Below are 17,767 nucleotides of genomic sequence, written 5' to 3'. Positions count from 1 at the left end.
AGTTTAAGGTGTGTTGACGAGATATTTTTCCAAGTCATCAAGAATGGCATTTGCAGCTAAGATATTTCCCGCGTACCAGTAACCTGAATCTACGGTATAAACGCGATTGCATTGAACAATGCTTAGTTTTTGCCACAGTGGGCTTTTTTGATATTGATTGAAATTGTCTTGTGAGCCTGGATCAAGCATGACAAATAAAACATCTGCATCTAGTAAATCTAATCGTTCTAAACTAATAAGGACATAGGCTGTATCTGGAGTGATCGCCAGTTCAACTTGATGAGGTGGTGCAGAAAAACCCACTTCCTGTAAGATACCTCCCGAAAATGAGAAAATTGTATCAAACTGTGGTAAAAATTCACCCTTATAAAAACGGCTCACAGAAATCTCTATCTTTTCAGGTTTTTCTTTTATGGCTTTTCGTAATTGTTTTACTCGTTGTTGATACTGTGCAAGGGCATCTTCAGCTTGTTGGGTTCTGCTCAATATTAATTTGGCTACGCGTTCCTAAAGACGCTACGCTATCTACCTTACCTGCTAAATGTCGTCCTCGACGACCTGCAATATTTGGTTCTGCTGTTGCTACAGGTTTTAAGCCCAACCCCAAGACTGCATCTAAAATGATTTCATCCGTAACAATGATACGTTGGGGTTGAAGTGGAACACAGGTTTTCCCTAATTGATGCACAACAAATCGACAATTAGAAATTGCTAACTGTGTCTTTGGAATATCTGCTTTTTGAGTTATCTGACTGTGGCAAGCTGTAACCAAGAAAAAGGAAAAAGCTAATAGTAAGAATAGCTTAAAATAAAGATTAAGCCAATTTTTCATCTGACGTTATCAGCTTCTCAGATAAAGTGTTAAACTTCCCATGAAACAGAGTCAACTATAAATTGCACTAAGTGCTTATGCACCGCTGCTTTCAACATTACGTCGTCGCGATATCAATAATTGGCAATTACCAACCATATTTCCGACGAGAGTTCTATTTCCCGAATAAACCCATGACCTAGATCTTCAGGAAATTTGTAGCACGTCTCAAATGCATCCAAGTTACTTGTACAGGGGTAGCGATAAATTAGTTCACCCCACTGATTCATCGGAAAAATGAGAGTCATTGGTAGGTTATGAGCAACAGTGCTAGTTCAGTAAGTCAACTTAATTAAATGTGGGATAGCCGTCTCGGCTGTCCAAGTAAGCAGGGTAGGCATCTTGCTTGCCCCACACTTCTAATTAATAGAAGAAATTAGCAATAATATACCGCGATTACTCAAACATTGCTTGGGCAAATTACTCTTTTTAAGTACGTAAGCTTCGCTAAAATAAGGCTACGCAAACCTCACCAGCTATGACCTACACCCCACCCAAACTTCTAACTTTTGAGGAATTTTGAGCCTCATACGGAGATAACCCGCGCTACGAATTAATTGATGGAGAACTACGTGACGTGGAACCTACAGGTTCCCATGAAGAAGTTGCAGGCAGTATTGCTGGTAGAATTTATGCGGAAATTCTTTGTTCTAATTTAAATTGGTTAATTCCCAAAACTTGTTTGATTAAGCCACCTGCTGCTTCAGCAACAGCGTTGTGTCCAGATGTCATTGTTTTAGACAAAGCAAAGCTTAGCACCGAACCTCTTTGGCAAAAACAACCGATTATTTGTAATGGCAGGACAACTGAACTTGTCGCTGAAGTTGTTAGTACCAATTGGCAAGATGATTACGCACGAAAAGTAGAAGAATATGCTTTGCTTGAGATACCAGAGTATTGGATTGTAGACTTTCGCGGTTTAGGTGGCTTGCAATTCATCGGTAAGCCCAAACAACCAACTTTTACTTGTCAACTCATCGATGGTGCATACCAGCAAAGACAATATCGCTTAAAAGATCTGATCGCATCTCATTTATTTCCCAATTTGCAATTCACCCTTGAAGCGATCGCGCTCTAATCAAAATTTGTCAAATACTCTTATTGTCTTCGCAGTTTACTCTATTGTTAGCTAGCTTCCACGATCGCCCTTGGCAATACGCATATCCATTTTTAATATAAATACTAGCAAGTTTTTGCATTAACATTAAAGCTTCTTGCCGTTCTTCATTAGTTAAATAATCATCACCATGCATTCCACTAGTACAAGACCTAGGATCGCCGCCTGCATCCAAATAGCGCTGTTGACCTAATGCTACAATTTCAGCTAGTCTCGCGTCTTGTTGCTGTTCAGTTTGTTTCATCATTCCGATATCTATTCACCAGGGATAATATCGCCGTTTGGCAGCAAATAAGCTCTTGGTAAGACAGAGCTAGCAGTTATGATTAACCAAATACCTATATTTTCATTATAAAGTCTAAATTGAAGCAAATCTAAAGTTTCCAAAGCATTCAAGATTAAGTATTGTGCATCTGTAGGTTCCACTATCAATAAATCAACTTCCACTTCCCTATGTGCGATTTTACACTAGGCAATACAGCTAACTGTACAACTGCCACAATTGAAAATGAACCACAAACACTATAAAAACTTGATTCGTGATAAAACGCTATTTAGCAGTATTACAGCTATTATGGGGTGCAGCGATCGCCGCTGAACTAGAGTATCGAATTAACTTCATCTTGGCGACACTCACAAGCCTCGGAAATCTTGCAGGTAGCTTATTTAGTTTATTTTTATTCTACCGAACTGGTTACACATTTCAAGGATGGGCGTGGGAAGAAGCGCTAATTGTCCTGGCGATCTTTACGATATTACAGGGATTTTCTAGTACCTTCTTAGCACCTAACCTCAACAGCATCGTTAACCACGTACAACAAGGCACACTAGACTTTATCTTACTCAAACCAATCAGTAGTCAATTTTGGCTTTCTAGTCACACGCTTTCACCGTGGGGATTACCAGATATCATCTTTGGCGGTATTCTCATCGGTTACGCAGGCGGAAGATTGAGTTTAACGCCACAAGACTACCTACTCAGTGCCATTCCTTTGCTATTTGGACTTGCTAGCCTCTACAGCCTGTGGTTTATGCTGGGCGCGACAAGTATTTGGTTTGTCAAAATCTACAACGTTACAGAAGTTCTCAGAGGCTTGCTAGAAGCGGGAAGATTCCCCATTGTCGCGTATCCTGTTGCTTACCGCTTTTTCTTTACATTCGTTGTTCCCGTCACGTTTTTAACAACAGTTCCCGCCGAAGCGATGTTAGGGCGCGTTGAGTTAGGCTGGGTTATCGGTGCAGGTGGACTCGCGTTATCTTTGTTATATATTGCTAGAATTTTCTGGAATTTTGCGCTGCGTTTTTACACAAGTGCTTCTAGCTAAATAAATCATATGCAAATTCGTCCTGCTGAAGTTACTGATGTCTCCGCAGTTCTACCCATGGTTGCATCAATCTGCGCTTTGCACGAAACTTGGGACAGTGCGAAATATGGCTTCTTACCTAAACCGCAACAGCGTTATGAGCAATGGTTAATCGCGCAGGCTAAAAATGACAAAAGCGTTTTTTTAGTGGCTGAAGATCCGCAAACAAAGCAATTAGGAGCGTTTTTAATTGGTACTGTAGAGCGAGAAATCCCAATTTATCGACTACGCGAATTTGGTTTTATTCACGATTTATGGGTAGAACCACAATATCGTCATGCTGGAGTTGCAAAGCAAATGGTGCTGTTGGCAATTGAGCATTTTCAACGTCTTGGAGTTCAGCAAATTCGGTTGGATACTGCGGCGGCTAACGAAGCAGGACGGCGGTTATTTAGCGCGTGCGGTTTTCGGGTTAGTACGGTGGAGATGTTGATCGAGTTGAGATGATCCTACCGTGATCTGGTAGTACCCACGTCATAGCAGGGGCTTGGCACTAGCCAAGCCCTTACGATCAAGTTGGCATGATGATCGGCGTGGCAGTATCGGCATGATCGCAGAGTGTTTAGCATTGCCAAGCCCTTACGATAGAGATATTGATGCCAGAAGAGAATCATCGCCCATTATGTTATGTTAGGAGATTACCGATGCAAACAACACAACTCGGAAATACTGATGTGACAATCAGCGCGATCGGTTTGGGGGGAATGCCAATGTCTTTGAGTAGTAGACCTCCAGAGTCGCAATCGATTGAGGTCATTCATCGCGCTTTGGATTTGGGCGTGACGCTGATTGATACGGCAGATTCTTATTGTAAGGATGAGTCGGATAAGCACCATAACGAGCGATTAATTGCGAAAGCGTTACAGCAGTATGAAGGCGATACAAGTCAGGTAACAGTTGCGACGAAGGGTGGCTTGATGCGTCCTAAGGGCAATTGGACACGTAATGGCAATCCAGATCACTTGCGTGAAACTATTCGAGTCAGTTTTGAGGCGTTGGGTGGCGATAAACCAATTGATGTTTGGCAATATCATGCACCTGATCCTAATTACACTATTGAGGAAGCACTCACACCCGCCAAAGAAGCTGTAGAATCCGGTTTAATCCGCTTTGTTGGTGTTTCTAACTTTTCAGTAGACCAAATCAAGCAAGCGCGAGATGTTGTCGAGATTGTCTCCGTTCAAAATCAATACAATCCTTGGCATCGTCAGCCGGAATTTGATGGGGTTTTAGAATACTGTGCAAACGAAGGTTTGACGTTTTTACCTTGGAGTCCTTTAGGTGGAAGTCGGCGCGTTAGCCGTTTAGAAGATATTCCGGCGATCGCCAATCTCGCCAAAGAAAAAGGTTTTTCAGTCTACGCAATTGTTCTCGCCTGGCTGCGTGCCAAGTCGCCGTGCGTTGTCCCTATTCCTGGCGCAAGTAAGGTTGCCAGTATTAAAGACTCAGTTGTGTCGCTGGATGTAACTTTATCAGAACCTGAAATTCGGCAAGTAGACCAAGCTTCGGCTTAAAAAACATGGAAAGGGGAATTCCCTTTTCCTCGCCTACAGTTCTCCAAAACTATAGATTTTCTGCGTTTCCAATTCATGACATACGCTAGAAGGTAATTGATCTGCGCTTAACTTCTGTCGATCTAGCTGCACTTGCAAGTTAGCTAAAGGATCGCTACCGGAAGAAACTAAAAATTCGAGTTGGCGAATGTAAGGTAAAGTAATTAAATTATCTAGAATCCGCGCGATCGCTTCGACGTAAGGATGACTACCATCGCGATACCAATCTGGTGCAGCAAGGTGTGCTTGGTCTAATCCCAAATGAACCGTCAGCGAAGGTTTGCCAAAAAGTGCGATCGCAACAGGTCTTGCTTCTTCTTGTAGCAACAAGTTATGCGTTTTGACGATGTGACGGACTTTCTCTAATCGCTCATAACGTTCTGTCACTGAGTTGAGTTCATCGCGCCAGTGAATCGCAACTGTCACAAGATACGTTTGCAACAACATATGACCTAGCTTTTGCGCTTTGGTTGCTAGGTAGTTTGAGTTGTAGTCTGTCGCTTCAATCAGTAACGGGACGCGATCAACGACTTCCAAACCATAGCCCTTCAATCCAGCAATTTTACGTGGATTATTGGTAATCAAGCGAATTTGATGAATCCCCAAATCCATCAACATTTGTGCGCCCATACCGTAGTTGCGCAAATCCGCAGGAAAGCCCAAGCGTTCGTTTGCTTCCACCGTATCCAAGCCTAGATCTTGCAACGAGTAAGCTTTTAACTTGTTAATCAGTCCAATTCCTCGTCCTTCCTGTCGTAGGTAAACAACAACACCACTCCCCGCGTTTTCGATCATTTTCAATGCCGCTTGCAGTTGCATCCGACAATCACACCGCAGCGAACCCAAAGCATCGCCTGTTAGGCATTCCGAGTGCATGCGCACCATTACAGGTTGGTCAGCAAAAGTTGCAGGATCGCCTTTGACAATCGCAACGTGTTCAGAGTTATCGAGAGTGTGGCGATAGCCGTAGATTTGGAAATGTCCAAATTGAGTAGGTAATTGCGTCACCGTTTCACGACGTACCAGGCGATCGTGCTTCAGGCGGTAACTGATGAGGTCCGCAATACTGATAATTTTTAAATCGTGACGCTTGGCATATTCGATCAACTGTGGTAAGCGCGCCATTGAACCATCATTATTTTGAATTTCGCAGATAACTCCTGCTGGGTAAAGGCCAGCTAAACGTGCTAAATCTACCGCAGCTTCGGTATGACCCGCGCGTTTTAATACACCACCTTCGCGCGCGCGAATCGGGAAAATATGACCAGGACGGCGTAAATCTTCAGGACGTGTTGCAGGATTAATCGCTACTTGAATTGTACGGGCGCGGTCTTCAGCGGAAATGCCTGTACTCACACCCAAGTGTGGCGCAGCATCAATACTAATCGTAAACGCGGTTTGGTTGGTAAAGGGAGTATTGTGACTTTCTGGGATAGGGATGGTGCTAACCATTAAGGGCAAATCTAATTCATCTAGGCGATCGCCCATCATTGCTAGACAAATCAACCCCCGCGCTTCCACCGCCATAAAATTAATTGTACTTGGCGTAGCAAATTGCGCAGCACAGATTAAGTCACCCTCATTTTCGCGGCTTTCGTCATCCACCACCACGAGACAACGACCAGCTTTGAGGTCTGCTAACGCGGCTTCGATTGAGTCAAACTGAAACGGATGAGAGGTGGTTTTAGGCTGCTGCACAGATAAGTAAACCGTAAACTTTTTTAAAGGAAGCTCTTAAATTGATTGTAGCTCCAATTGGAGTTATGAGTTGTGAGTTTTAAGTTATCAAAAAAAAGTCTTTTAATTCAAAATTCAACACTCACAACTAGCCACTCATCAACAGCCACTCGCTCCTTTTCCAAAATCTGCCAAAATTGATGCGCCCAAACTTCTGTTTTAGTACTACAATGCAGCGAAAGCTTATCAGTTTTTACCCATTTGTAAGTGTATAGGAATTTTGCATCATGGGCGATATGGGGCGCGTTTCCGTCGGAATTGTCGGCGCTTCAGGCTATGGCGGGGTGCAGCTAGTACGACTTTTACAGGATCATCCCAAAGTGGAACTAGCGTACTTGGGCGGCGAGAGTAGTGCGGGCAAAACCTTTGCCGACCTTTACCCGCATTTAGCGCATCAGGTTGACCTCGCCATCGAGCCAGTAGAAGTTAGCACAATTGCGACTCGTTGTCAAGTAGTATTTCTATCGCTGCCAAACGGTCTTGCCTGTCAAATTACACCCACTTTAATAGAAAAAGGATTAATGGTACTCGATTTGAGTGCCGATTATCGCTTTTTTGATTTAGAAACTTATAAAAATTGGTATGGAACTGAACGCAGCGATCGCCAAATTGCAGCGAAGGCAGTGTATGGCTTACCCGAACTGTACCGTGATCGCATTGCTGATAGCCAACTCATCGGCTGTCCTGGCTGCTATCCTACCGCAAGTTTACTAGCACTTGCTCCTCTACTCAAGCAAGGGTTAATTGTTCCTGAAACGGCGATTATTGACGCAAAATCGGGGACTTCGGGCGGCGGACGTCAAGCAAAAACAGGGTTATTACTTGCTGAAGCCGATAATTCTTTGGCAGCCTACGGTGTCGCGCGCCACCGCCATATTCCAGAAATCGAGCAAATTTGCAGCGATTTAGCTGGTCATGAAGTGATGGTACAGTTTACCCCGCATTTGATTCCGATGGTACGCGGCATTTTGGCAACAGTGTACGCAACGTTACGCGACCCTGGATTAGTCCGCGACGACTTGATTACAATTTTCAAAGCCTTTTATCGTAATTGTCCTTGGGTCACGATCTGCGATAGCGGCGTATATCCACAAACGAAATGGGCGTGTGGCAGCAATTTATGCTACATCGGCATCGAAGTTGATCAACGCACAGGTAGAGCGATCGTCATGTCCGCGATTGACAACTTAATTAAAGGTCAAGCAGGTCAAGCAATTCAGTGCTTAAATATCATGATGGGCTGGGAAGAAACGCTAGGATTACCAAGACTAGCATTTTATCCTTAAAGAAGGGTGAGAGGTGAGGGGTGAGAGGCTAAGAGAACATCATATGATTTTTCCCCTGCTTTTTGTCTCCCCTGCTCCCCTGCTCCTATTTCGGTCCCATACCCACTGCACCTGCATAAACGGCGCGATCGCCAAGTTCATCTTCAATGCGGAGCAGTCGGTTATATTTTGCCACCCGTTCGCTGCGACAAAGCGAACCTGTTTTAATTTGACCAGCGCGGGTAGCGACAGCTAAATCGGCGATCGTCGTATCCTCAGTTTCTCCCGAACGATGACTAATCACTGATCGCAAGCCATTACGCGTCGCTAAGTCGATTGTTTCCAAAGTTTCAGTCAGCGAACCAATTTGATTAAGTTTAATCAAAATCGCGTTACCAGCTTTTTGTTCGATGCCTTTTTGTAAGCGCGTAGGATTCGTCACAAATAAGTCATCTCCAACTAACTGAATAAGAGCGCCTATTTTCTGTGTCAACAATTGCCAATGTTGCCAATCGTCTTCATGTAAGCCATCTTCAATTGATACAATCGGGTATTGCGCGGCTAATTCAGCAAGATAATCAACTAACTCCGTCGGTGTGTGAACTGCGCCATCGTAAACGTATTGACCATCTTTGTAGAACTCACTTGCAGCCACATCAAGCGCTAAAGCAACTTCTTCGCCAGGTTTGTAACCTGCTTTTTCAATCGCCGCTACCAATAATTCCAGCGCTACCTGATTCGACTCTAAGTTAGGTGCAAAGCCCCCTTCATCACCGACACCTGTGAGTAAACCCTTATCGTCTAAAACTTTGCTCAATGTCGCAAACACTTCAGCACCCCAGCGCAAAGCTTCCCGAAAAGAAGGCGCACCAACTGGCACAATCATAAATTCTTGAAAATCGACGTTATTAGCTGCGTGCGCACCACCGTTAATCACGTTCATTAGGGGAACGGGCAGTAAATTAGCTAAAGGACCTCCTAAATAACGATACAACGGCAATCCCAAAGACTCAGCACCTGCTTTAGCAGTTGCAAGCGACACTGCTAGAATCGCATTCGCACCGAGATTTGCTTTGTTTGGCGATCCATCCAAGGAGATCATCGTGCGATCAATAACTTCTTGGTTCAAGGCATCCAAATCCATTAACTCTGGGGTAATTTTCTCCTTCACATTTTCAACAGCTTTCAGTACCCCTTTACCGCCATAGCGACTTTTATTATCATCGCGTAGTTCATGAGCTTCAAAAGTTCCCGTTGAAGCGCCACTAGGAACTTGCGCAATTCCAACAACACCACTGATCAAGCGAACTTCAGCTTCTATTGTCGGACGTCCCCGCGAATCAAGAATTTCGCGGGCAGTAATATTTTCGATTGCAGTTTCTAACGTGTTAATCATCCTCTCTGGCACCTCAAGTTAATTATGGGTAATGGGTAATGGCTCCAAGATTTCAATCACCAATGACCAATTACCAACTTTGTCAATTTATTGATGCTACGGTCAAGTTTGATAGTTAGGATAGGGGTTTAGATCACTTTTTCGGGTTGAGCGATTGGACTCTTGTCATAAGTTCTATCCTCCTAGCTTACGCCGCACTCGTTGCATCACTCCTCTAGACGTGCTTGCTGCGCTCTTTACAATGAAAAAAGGACATCAGGAGTTTGTCATGAGATTACTACACACAATGTTACGCGTTGGTAACTTGGAAGAATCGTTGAAATTCTACTGTGATATTTTAGGCATGAAACTGCTGCGGAAAAAAGATTATCCTGGCGGCGAGTTTACGTTAGCATTTGTCGGGTACGGCGATGAGTTAGATCATACCGTCTTGGAACTGACATATAACTGGGGTACGGATAAGTATGACTTAGGTGATGCTTATGGTCATATTGCCATTGGTGTTGATGATATTTATGGCACTTGCGAGGAAATCAAAGCCCGTGGTGGTAAAGTTGTCCGCGAACCAGGACCGATGAAACATGGCTCGACAGTGATTGCTTTTGCAGAAGATCCCAACGGGTATAAAGTCGAACTGATTCAACTGGGTACTCAAGGAACTACCGAACAAAAGGCAGAACAACCACAGTTAGTATCTCAGTAGTACTTCACGATGTCAAAGTGCTGGACTGCTTGGTACTGGTTAACTGGAATAACAAGTTGGGTAGTGTTGAGCCAAACTGTACCAGTTAGTGCCAACTCTGTGCCGCTGGTACAGACAAAAATCCGATGTGCGGTTGCTAATTGTCAAGAGATTTCACCTGAAAGGGCAAATCCAAGAGAAGCCTCGATGACACGCATTCCTGCTGTGAGCGAGTTAGCTGATGAAATAGCACCAAGCGATTGGGAAGTGCAAGCGACGCTTTCGCTAGCTTCGCGTTATGGTGTTGTGGTTGGGTTGAGCGATCGCACTTTTCGCGGTGATCGCCCACTTTCACGTTATGAATTTGCGGCAGCGCTCAATCAAGTTCTCAATCAAGTCAATACACTCATCGCCAGCGAAGCGGTGCAAGTAAGTCAAGAAGATTTGATAACCCTACAACGGTTGCAAAGAGAATACAATTCGGTATTACAAGAAACGCACACTCGGCTTGACACGATTCAGAGTCGCACAAACCTCTTAGAGTCTAGCCAGTTTTCCACCACGACAAAGCTTAATGGTGAAGTCATTCTGGGTTTTACCGATGGTACAGATGCAAATGCCACGGTAGTTGCTCGACAGCGACTGAATTTATTAACAAGTTTTGCAAGTCGCGATATGCTGCTGACACAACTCGAAGCGGGTAATCGCGGACAAGATGCGATCTCTGTCGCGCACAACCGCGAACAAAATCTTTTGGGAACAAGTGGTTTACTCGCAGATGGTGGTGGCTTAGAGTACGCGGAGATTAATAATCTGCGGTTGCGGCGACTTTATTACACGTTTCGTCCGAGTACCGACTTAGCAGTTACACTAGGAGCAAAAATGTCTCCGAGTGATTTTATTGACCGCAATCGCTCCGCAAATAATCCTGCTGTTGATTTTAGCTCGAGCTTTTTGATTAATAATCCGTTGATTATCCAAAATCAGATTGACCGCGAAGGTGGCGCAGGGGCAGCGATGGCGTGGAATATCAATGGCGGTGCGTTCACGGTGCGATCGCTTTATATCGCGGCGGATAGTCATCAACCTAATTCAACAACCCTTACTCAAGGAGGATTGTTTAGCGATCGCTATCAAGGCAGTGTGGAAATGGAATATTCTTCTAGCGCTAACTTAGCCGTACGACTGCAATATACTAACGCTGTGATTAACAACACCGATATTCAAGCTGCGGGGATCAACGCTGAGTATGCTTTCAATCGCAATGCTGCGGTTTATGGACGCTTCGGCTTTGGCAGCTATCAAGGCTTCAACACTGCTGTTGCGCAAGAACTTGACCTCAACCCTAGCGCGTGGGCAGTTGGTTTAACTGTACGCAATTTAGCGATTCCTGGAACAATTGCTGGAATTGCATTTGGTCAACCTTTTATCGAAAGCGATCTAGGTAATGCTACTCAAACAAACGTCGAAGCATTCTACAATTTGACTCTAAGCGAAAATATTAGTGTTACTCCTGCCCTGCAACTCGTGAAATACGCAAATAACGACCGTTCCAGCGGCACCATTTGGCAAGGTACTCTGCGCACAGTATTTTCTTTTTAATTTAATTAAATCCAATTTCCACGCCCAAATCGTAAATCGTCAAAATGCAGCCTACCGATCCTAGTAAGTTCACTGATAAAGCTTGGGAAGCCATCGTTCAATCGCAAGATGTCACACGTCGCTTCCAACAACAACAGATGGAAGTCGAACATCTGATGATCGCCCTATTGGAAGACCAAAAAGGGATAGCACATAGGTTTCTCAATCGATCCGGTGTCGAAGCTTCACAAGTTCTTCAACAACTCGAAGCTTTTACAAAACGCCAACCTAAGTTTTTGGGAAAAGCTGACCAACTGTATCTCGGTCGCGCCCTCGATGTCATGCTCGACCGCGCTGAGGCGGCTAGAGTGACAATGGAAGACAGCCTGATTTCGGTTGAACATTTTCTGCTAGCCTTTGCCGAGGATGAACGAATCGGTCGCCGTTTGTTTCGAGGTTTGAACTTAGATAAAGCAAAATTAGAAGCGGCAATCAAAGCAGTCCGAGGCAGTCAGAAAGTTACCGATCCCACTCCTGAAGCCCGTTATGAAGCTTTAACCAAATATGGACGCGACCTCACCGAACAGGCAAAAGCTGGTAAACTTGACCCCGTGATTGGACGCGATGACGAAATTCGGCGGGTGATTCAAGTATTATCGCGTCGTAGTAAGAATAACCCTGTGTTAATTGGCGAACCTGGTGTCGGTAAAACCGCGATCGCCGAAGGTTTAGCCCAACGGATTATCAACGGCGATGTTCCCGAATCGTTGAAAGACCGTCAATTAATTGCCTTAGACATAGGTAGCTTGATTGCAGGTGCTAAATATCGTGGTGAATTTGAAGACCGCTTGCGTTCTGTATTGCGCGAAGTCACCGACTCCAACGGTCAAATTGTCTTATTCATCGACGAATTGCACACCGTTGTTGGTACGGGTGGAACGACACAAGGCGCGATGGATGCAGGAAATTTACTTAAACCCATGCTCGCACGCGGCGAACTGCGTTGTATTGGCGCAACAACTTTAGACGAGTACCGTAAATATATTGAAAAAGACGCGGCTTTAGAACGCCGTTTTCAACAAGTTTTTGTCGATCAACCCTCAGTAGAAACAACGATCTCAATTTTGCGGGGACTCAAGCAACGCTACGAGGTGCATCACAGCGTTAAAATCACCGATTCAGCCCTCGTTGCAGCGGCGACACTTTCCAATCGTTATATCAGCGATCGCTTCTTACCCGATAAAGCCATCGATTTAGTCGATGAAGCAGCGGCGCAATTGAAAATGGAAATTACCTCAAAGCCATCAGAAGTTGAAGCAATCGATCGACGGTTGATGCAGCTAGAAATGGAAAAGTTGTCAGTTGCAGGTGAAGACCAACGCGCGGCAAAAAATCGCGAACGTTTAGAACGCATTGAGCAAGAAATTGCTGCACTCAAAACAAAACAGCAAGAACTCAACGCGCAATGGCAAGGTGAAAAACAACTCCTTGATGCGATTAGCGCTTTAAAGAAAGAAGAAAATGCACTACAAGTTCAAATCGAACAAGCTGAACGCGCGTACGATTTGAATAAAGCGGCGCAGCTAAAGTATGGAAAACTCGAAGGAGTCCGCCGCGATCGCGAAGCGAAAGAGACGATGCTGATCGATTTGCAAGCGCGTGGTTCGACACTGTTGCGCGAAGAAGTTACCGAAGCTGATATTGCAGAAATTGTCGCCAAGTGGACGGGAATTCCAGTTAACCGTCTCTTAGCATCCGAACGGCAAAAACTTTTGCAACTCGAAAGTCATTTACACGAACGCGTCATTGGGCAATCCGAAGCCGTATCAGCGGTATCAGCGGCAATCCGCCGCGCACGCGCTGGAATGAAAGACCCTGGTCGTCCGATTGGTTCGTTCTTATTTATGGGACCTACAGGGGTAGGAAAAACCGAGTTAGCTCGTACTTTAGCTGAGTTTCTCTTTGATTCGGACGATGCTTTAGTACGCTTGGATATGTCTGAGTACATGGAAAAGCATTCGGTTTCGCGCTTAGTCGGCGCGCCTCCAGGATACGTTGGATACGAAGAGGGGGGACAACTTTCAGAAGCGATTCGTCGTCGTCCTTATTCGGTTGTGCTATTTGATGAAGTTGAAAAAGCTCACCCAGACGTTTTCAATATCTTGTTGCAAGTTCTTGATGATGGGCGGATTACCGATTCGCAAGGACGATTAGTCGATTTTCGCAACACCGTGATTGTGATGACGAGTAACATCGGTAGCGAACATATTCTAGATGTGTCCGGTGACGATAGTAAGTACGCAATTATGCACAAACGCGTTATGGATGCGTTGCGATCGCACTTTCGTCCAGAGTTTCTCAATCGCGTTGATGACATTATTCTGTTCCATACGCTCAATCGCAGCGAACTCGGACAAATTATTCGCATTCAACTCAAGCGCGTTCAAAGACTTTTAGCCGAACAAAAACTTGGCTTAGAGTTAACTCCAGCGGCTGAAGCGCATTTAGTTGACGTTGGTTACGATCCAGTGTACGGTGCGCGTCCTTTAAAACGTGCCATCCAGCGCGAACTTGAAAATCCACTTGCGACTAAATTATTAGAAAATGCGTTTGATGAAGGAGAAACAATTCTAGTTGACTATCACGATGGTAGTCTGACTTTTAATTCACAAGGAAAAGCTCAGAGCGATCGCTCAGTACTAACCGAAGCAACTCGCGGAAATTGATTCATTCAGCATTTATCCTTGATAGGCTTGGGGGAAAACCACAGCCTATTTTTTTTTGCACATTTCAGCAATATGGCAGAGGTGCAGAGGAGAAATGGTATGAAACTCTATTCAGGGAAATCACTAGGAGCTTCGATAATGTCCTAACTCTATTGAATAGAGCCATACAACGCAGATTTTTTGAGACATTGCTAGTTTTAATACTTGACATTTTCACCAAATTTTTAGAGAAAACGCTCATTGTTCACGCATTCTTTACGGTTTCATCCATAACCTCCGCATTAGTATAGGTACGTAGAAAGTTAACTTTATGAATTACGCCTAGCTGTCATAAAAAACTATAGGAAAACCTATGAAAGCGGTAATACTAGCAGGGGGATTGGGGACAAGGATCAGTGAAGAGACAACAATCAAACCAAAGCCAATGGTGGAGGTTGGGGGCAAGCCAATCCTGTGGCACATCATGAAAATCTATGCAGCGCACGGGATAAACGATTTCATCATTTGCTGCGGATACAAAGGATATGTCATTAAAGAATATTTCGCGAACTACTTTCTGCACATGTCCGACGTGACATTTGATATGCGATTCAATCAAATGAACGTCCACTGCGGGTATGCCGAACCGTGGCGCGTGACATTAGTTGACACTGGCGAAGCGACAATGACCGGCGGAAGATTGAAGCGCGTCAAAGAACATGTTGGTAATAGTACATTCTGCTTCACGTATGGTGATGGTGTCAGCAACGTCAACATTACCAAACTCATCGAATTTCACCGTCAACAAAAAACGCAAGCAACACTCACAGCAGTGCAACCACCAGGAAGATTCGGCGCAATTTGTCTAGCCGAAGAACAAACCCTAATTACATCGTTCAAAGAAAAACCAGGTGGTGACGGCGCGTGGATCAACGGCGGCTACTTTGTCCTCGAACCCGAAGTAATCGACTACATTGCTGATGACAGCACGGTGTGGGAACAAGAACCGCTCGAAAAACTTGCGCATCTCGAACAGCTATCAGCATACAAGCACGATGGCTTCTGGCAACCAATGGATACACTGCGCGACAAGAATTATCTAGAAGACTTGTGGAAAAAAGGCTCTGCACCTTGGAAAGTGTGGTAGTCCGCAGCCACGTTCACGAATTCAAACCATTCAACACAATACACTAAGCTTCATGTACGACTTTGCAATCATTGGTGGTGGAATCGTTGGATTAGCAACAGCAAAAGCGATTGGCAAGCGTTATCCTAACGCTCAAATTGTTGTCATCGAGAAAGAAGCCACGATCGCCAGCCACCAAACCGGAAACAATAGTGGCGTGATTCACTCAGGAATCTATTACAAGCCAGGCAGTTTCAAAGCAAAATTCTGCCGCGACGGCAGCCGTTCGATGGTAGAATTCTGCCGCGAACATGGTATTGCACACGAAGTCTGCGGTAAAGTGATCGTCGCGACGCAAGCTGAAGAACTACCACGACTCGAAAATCTCTATCAACGCGGAATTGAAAACGGCTTACAGCTTGAAAAACTTACAAGTGAACAAGTGCGTGAGATTGAACCGCACGTACAGTGCACAGCCGGAATTCGCGTGTTCACAACAGGGATTGTCAACTATCGGCAAGTCGCGCAAAAATACGTTGAACTTGTCACCGCGCAAGGTGGTGAACTGCAACTAGGGACAAAAGTTACCAACATCGAGACGCGCAGTGACTTTACCGTACTGACAACGAACAAAGGTACGATTGCAACACACTTTGTGATTAACTGTGCGGGACTGTTTAGCGATCGCATCGCCCGTATAGGAAAAACCGATCCGCAAGCTCGTATTGTGCCATTTCGCGGCGAATACTACGAACTCACCCCCGAAAAACGGTATTTGGTCAAACACTTGATTTATCCGGTACCAAATCCCAACTTTCCATTTTTGGGCGTACATTTCACGCGGATGATTGATGGTAGCGTCCATGCTGGACCGAATGCTGTCTTAAGTCTCAAGCGTGAAGGATATCACAAAACGGATATCAATGTGCGCGATTTGACTGAGGTATTGACGTATCGGGGATTTTGGAAGTTAGCGGCAAAACACGCCGATGAAGGCATCAAAGAGATGATTCGTTCGGTGTCGAAAGCAGCGTTTGTGCAAAGTTTGCAGCAGTTGATACCGGAGGTGACAGCAGATGATGTTGTTCCCACACACGCAGGCGTACGCGCGCAAGCACTGCAAGCGGATGGCAAGTTAGTTGATGACTTTTTGATTGTGCCTGGCGATCGCGCACTGCACGTATGTAATGCACCGTCTCCGGCGGCAACGTCTTCTTTGGAAATTGGCAAGGCAATTGCCTTAGCGATTCCCCAACAATCACATCTCGAATCGACATTAGTTCAAGTTTAGGATTTCTGATAATGAAAATACTCGTTACTGGTACTGAGGGGTATCTTGGCTCGCTATTGGCTCCTATGCTAATGGAAGCTGGACATGAAGTTATTGCCGTAGATACTGGATTCTACAAAGCTGGTTGGCTATACAATGGCACTGACCTCACTGCAAAAACGCTTAACAAAGACATTCGCCAAATAACAATTGAAGACTTACAAGGTGTGGAAGCCATAGTACATATGGCAGAGTTGTCAAACGACCCTACTGGACAACTCGCACCGCATATTACCTACGAAATTAACCACAAAGGTTCAGTACGTTTAGCCGAACTAGCCAAAGCGGCAGGAGTGCGGCGCTTTGTGTATATGTCGTCATGCAGCGTGTACGGCGTCGCCACAGGCGTTGATGTCACCGAAGAATCACCCGTCAATCCCCAAACTGCCTATGCCGAGTGCAAAACGCTCGTTGAGCGGGACGTGCAAGCACTTGCAGACGATAATTTTTCGCCCACCTTTATGCGCAATGCGACCGCGTTTGGTGCTTCGCCCAGAATGCGTTTTGACATCGTATTGAATAACCTCGCGGGGCTAGCGTGGACAACGAACGAAATCAAAATGACAAGTGATGGCACTCCTTGGCGTCCTCTAGTCCATGCACTTGATATTTGTCAGGCAATTATCTGTGCGCTAGAAGCACCGCGCGACATCGTGCATAACCAAATTTTTAATGTTGGGGATACCGCACATAATTACCGTGTCAAAGAGATTGCAGAGATTATTGCAGAGGTGTTCCCCAATTGCCAAGTGAGTTTTGGGGACAATGGTGCCGACAACCGTAGCTACCGTGTTTCCTTCGAGAAAATTAACACACTCTTACCAGGATTCAAATGCGAATGGGATGCCGTGCGTGGTGCAAGGCAACTATATAACTTGTTTACTCAAATTGATATGTCAGAAGAAACCTTTTTATTCCGAGGTTTCACTCGCTTAAAACAATTGGAATATTTAATGCGCACGCAACAAATAGACAAAGATTTCTATTGGAGAAAAGCATGAAATTTATCGAAACCTCACTCAAAGGCGCATACATTATTG

The 17,767-nt window shown here is 44.9% G+C and carries 17 protein-coding genes and 1 pseudogene; 11 read left to right on the top strand and 7 right to left on the bottom strand.

Going from position 1 to position 17,767, the window contains the following annotated elements:
- Positions 1-3 precede the first annotated feature (3 nt).
- The 3 genes from NIES1031_RS25180 to NIES1031_RS24550 form a co-directional block, all read right to left on the bottom strand.
- A complete protein-coding gene (locus NIES1031_RS25180; protein ID WP_218596898.1) occupies positions 4-486 on the bottom strand; it encodes a TroA family protein in 483 nt (160 codons plus the stop codon).
- The gene (locus tag NIES1031_RS25175; RefSeq protein ID WP_218596897.1) at positions 464-832 is read right to left on the bottom strand and encodes an ABC transporter substrate-binding protein; all 369 of its coding nucleotides are present in this window, start codon (positions 830-832) and stop codon (positions 464-466) included. Before NIES1031_RS25175 ends, NIES1031_RS25180 begins: the two co-directional genes overlap by 23 nt.
- A 113-nt stretch (positions 833-945) precedes the next feature.
- The gene (locus NIES1031_RS24550; protein WP_178378207.1) at positions 946-1,119 is read right to left on the bottom strand and encodes a hypothetical protein; all 174 of its coding nucleotides are present in this window, start codon (positions 1,117-1,119) and stop codon (positions 946-948) included.
- A gap of 230 nt (positions 1,120-1,349) precedes the next feature.
- Here NIES1031_RS24550 and NIES1031_RS20660 point away from each other — a divergent pair.
- Positions 1,350-1,949, top strand: a pseudogene (locus NIES1031_RS20660) (Uma2 family endonuclease).
- A 10-nt stretch (positions 1,950-1,959) separates the two neighbouring features.
- Here NIES1031_RS20660 and NIES1031_RS20655 read toward each other — a convergent pair.
- Complete coding sequence (locus tag NIES1031_RS20655; RefSeq protein WP_073551345.1) at positions 1,960-2,235, bottom strand: hypothetical protein; 276 nt, start codon at positions 2,233-2,235, stop codon at positions 1,960-1,962.
- Between the two features lie 8 nt (positions 2,236-2,243).
- Positions 2,244-2,435: a hypothetical protein gene (locus tag NIES1031_RS20650; protein ID WP_073551344.1), complete on the bottom strand. Its 192-nt coding sequence runs from the start codon at positions 2,433-2,435 to the stop codon at positions 2,244-2,246.
- 95 nt (positions 2,436-2,530) lie between these two features.
- Between NIES1031_RS20650 and NIES1031_RS20645 the strand changes: the two genes are divergently transcribed.
- The 3 genes from NIES1031_RS20645 to NIES1031_RS20635 all read left to right on the top strand — a co-directional run bounded on the left by NIES1031_RS20645 (position 2,531) and on the right by NIES1031_RS20635 (position 4,866).
- Positions 2,531-3,313, top strand: coding sequence for an ABC transporter permease (locus NIES1031_RS20645; RefSeq protein WP_073551373.1), 783 nt, complete (start codon positions 2,531-2,533; stop codon positions 3,311-3,313).
- A 9-nt stretch (positions 3,314-3,322) separates the two neighbouring features.
- Positions 3,323-3,799 (top strand): GNAT family N-acetyltransferase, encoded by a 477-nt coding sequence (locus NIES1031_RS20640; RefSeq protein WP_073551343.1) that lies wholly within the window; start codon positions 3,323-3,325, stop codon positions 3,797-3,799.
- A 197-nt stretch (positions 3,800-3,996) separates the two neighbouring features.
- Positions 3,997-4,866, top strand: a complete 870-nt coding sequence (locus tag NIES1031_RS20635; protein WP_073551342.1) for an aldo/keto reductase — start codon at positions 3,997-3,999, stop codon at positions 4,864-4,866.
- Between the two features lie 33 nt (positions 4,867-4,899).
- Here the strand turns inward: NIES1031_RS20635 and ribBA are convergent, their stop codons facing one another.
- On the bottom strand, positions 4,900-6,603 hold the full coding sequence (ribBA, locus tag NIES1031_RS20630; protein WP_073551341.1) for a bifunctional 3,4-dihydroxy-2-butanone-4-phosphate synthase/GTP cyclohydrolase II: 1,704 nt from the start codon (positions 6,601-6,603) through the stop codon (positions 4,900-4,902).
- 266 nt (positions 6,604-6,869) lie between these two features.
- Here ribBA and argC point away from each other — a divergent pair, with 266 nt between their 5' ends.
- Complete coding sequence (gene argC / locus NIES1031_RS20625; protein ID WP_073551340.1) at positions 6,870-7,928, top strand: N-acetyl-gamma-glutamyl-phosphate reductase; 1,059 nt, start codon at positions 6,870-6,872, stop codon at positions 7,926-7,928.
- Positions 7,929-8,013: 85 nt separating this feature from the next.
- Here argC and eno read toward each other — a convergent pair whose 3' ends face one another.
- Positions 8,014-9,303: a phosphopyruvate hydratase gene (gene eno, locus NIES1031_RS20620; RefSeq protein WP_073551339.1), complete on the bottom strand. Its 1,290-nt coding sequence runs from the start codon at positions 9,301-9,303 to the stop codon at positions 8,014-8,016.
- A gap of 268 nt (positions 9,304-9,571) precedes the next feature.
- Here eno and gloA point away from each other — a divergent pair, with 268 nt between their 5' ends.
- The 6 genes from gloA (at position 9,572) to NIES1031_RS20585 (ending at position 17,728) form a co-directional block, all read left to right on the top strand.
- A complete protein-coding gene (gene gloA / locus NIES1031_RS20615; RefSeq protein WP_073551372.1) occupies positions 9,572-10,006 on the top strand; it encodes a lactoylglutathione lyase in 435 nt (144 codons plus the stop codon).
- A 9-nt stretch (positions 10,007-10,015) separates the two neighbouring features.
- Entirely contained in the window at positions 10,016-11,587 is a 1,572-nt protein-coding gene (locus NIES1031_RS20610; RefSeq protein WP_073551338.1) for an iron uptake porin, read from the top strand.
- A gap of 44 nt (positions 11,588-11,631) precedes the next feature.
- On the top strand, positions 11,632-14,292 hold the full coding sequence (gene clpB / locus NIES1031_RS20605) for an ATP-dependent chaperone ClpB (protein ID WP_073551337.1): 2,661 nt from the start codon (positions 11,632-11,634) through the stop codon (positions 14,290-14,292).
- A gap of 352 nt (positions 14,293-14,644) precedes the next feature.
- On the top strand, positions 14,645-15,418 hold the full coding sequence (rfbF, locus tag NIES1031_RS20595) for a glucose-1-phosphate cytidylyltransferase (protein WP_073551335.1): 774 nt from the start codon (positions 14,645-14,647) through the stop codon (positions 15,416-15,418).
- A 52-nt stretch (positions 15,419-15,470) separates the two neighbouring features.
- Positions 15,471-16,688 carry an L-2-hydroxyglutarate oxidase gene (gene lhgO / locus NIES1031_RS20590; protein ID WP_073551334.1) on the top strand — a complete coding sequence of 406 codons (1,218 nt, stop codon included), beginning with the start codon at positions 15,471-15,473 and terminating at the stop codon, positions 16,686-16,688.
- A gap of 11 nt (positions 16,689-16,699) precedes the next feature.
- Complete coding sequence (locus tag NIES1031_RS20585) at positions 16,700-17,728, top strand: NAD-dependent epimerase/dehydratase family protein (protein WP_073551333.1); 1,029 nt, start codon at positions 16,700-16,702, stop codon at positions 17,726-17,728.
- Positions 17,729-17,767 lie beyond the last annotated feature (39 nt).

The organism is Chroogloeocystis siderophila 5.2 s.c.1 (assembly GCF_001904655.1).
Classification (GTDB): domain Bacteria; phylum Cyanobacteriota; class Cyanobacteriia; order Cyanobacteriales; family Chroococcidiopsidaceae; genus Chroogloeocystis; species Chroogloeocystis siderophila.
This window is presented reverse-complemented; position numbering and strand designations above follow the sequence as displayed.

Coding starts and splice junctions, on each gene's coding strand:
- NIES1031_RS25175 (WP_218596897.1), bottom strand. CDS start 832: ATGAAAAATTGGCTTAATCTTTATTTTAAGCTATTCTTACTATTAGCT.
- NIES1031_RS24550 (WP_178378207.1), bottom strand. CDS start 1,119: ATGACTCTCATTTTTCCGATGAATCAGTGGGGTGAACTAATTTATCGC.
- NIES1031_RS20655 (WP_073551345.1), bottom strand. CDS start 2,235: ATGATGAAACAAACTGAACAGCAACAAGACGCGAGACTAGCTGAAATT.
- NIES1031_RS20640 (WP_073551343.1), top strand. CDS start 3,323: ATGCAAATTCGTCCTGCTGAAGTTACTGATGTCTCCGCAGTTCTACCC.
- NIES1031_RS20635 (WP_073551342.1), top strand. CDS start 3,997: ATGCAAACAACACAACTCGGAAATACTGATGTGACAATCAGCGCGATC.
- argC (WP_073551340.1), top strand. CDS start 6,870: ATGGGCGATATGGGGCGCGTTTCCGTCGGAATTGTCGGCGCTTCAGGC.
- eno (WP_073551339.1), bottom strand. CDS start 9,303: ATGATTAACACGTTAGAAACTGCAATCGAAAATATTACTGCCCGCGAA.
- gloA (WP_073551372.1), top strand. CDS start 9,572: ATGAGATTACTACACACAATGTTACGCGTTGGTAACTTGGAAGAATCG.
- NIES1031_RS20610 (WP_073551338.1), top strand. CDS start 10,016: ATGTCAAAGTGCTGGACTGCTTGGTACTGGTTAACTGGAATAACAAGT.
- clpB (WP_073551337.1), top strand. CDS start 11,632: ATGCAGCCTACCGATCCTAGTAAGTTCACTGATAAAGCTTGGGAAGCC.
- rfbF (WP_073551335.1), top strand. CDS start 14,645: ATGAAAGCGGTAATACTAGCAGGGGGATTGGGGACAAGGATCAGTGAA.
- lhgO (WP_073551334.1), top strand. CDS start 15,471: ATGTACGACTTTGCAATCATTGGTGGTGGAATCGTTGGATTAGCAACA.
- NIES1031_RS20585 (WP_073551333.1), top strand. CDS start 16,700: ATGAAAATACTCGTTACTGGTACTGAGGGGTATCTTGGCTCGCTATTG.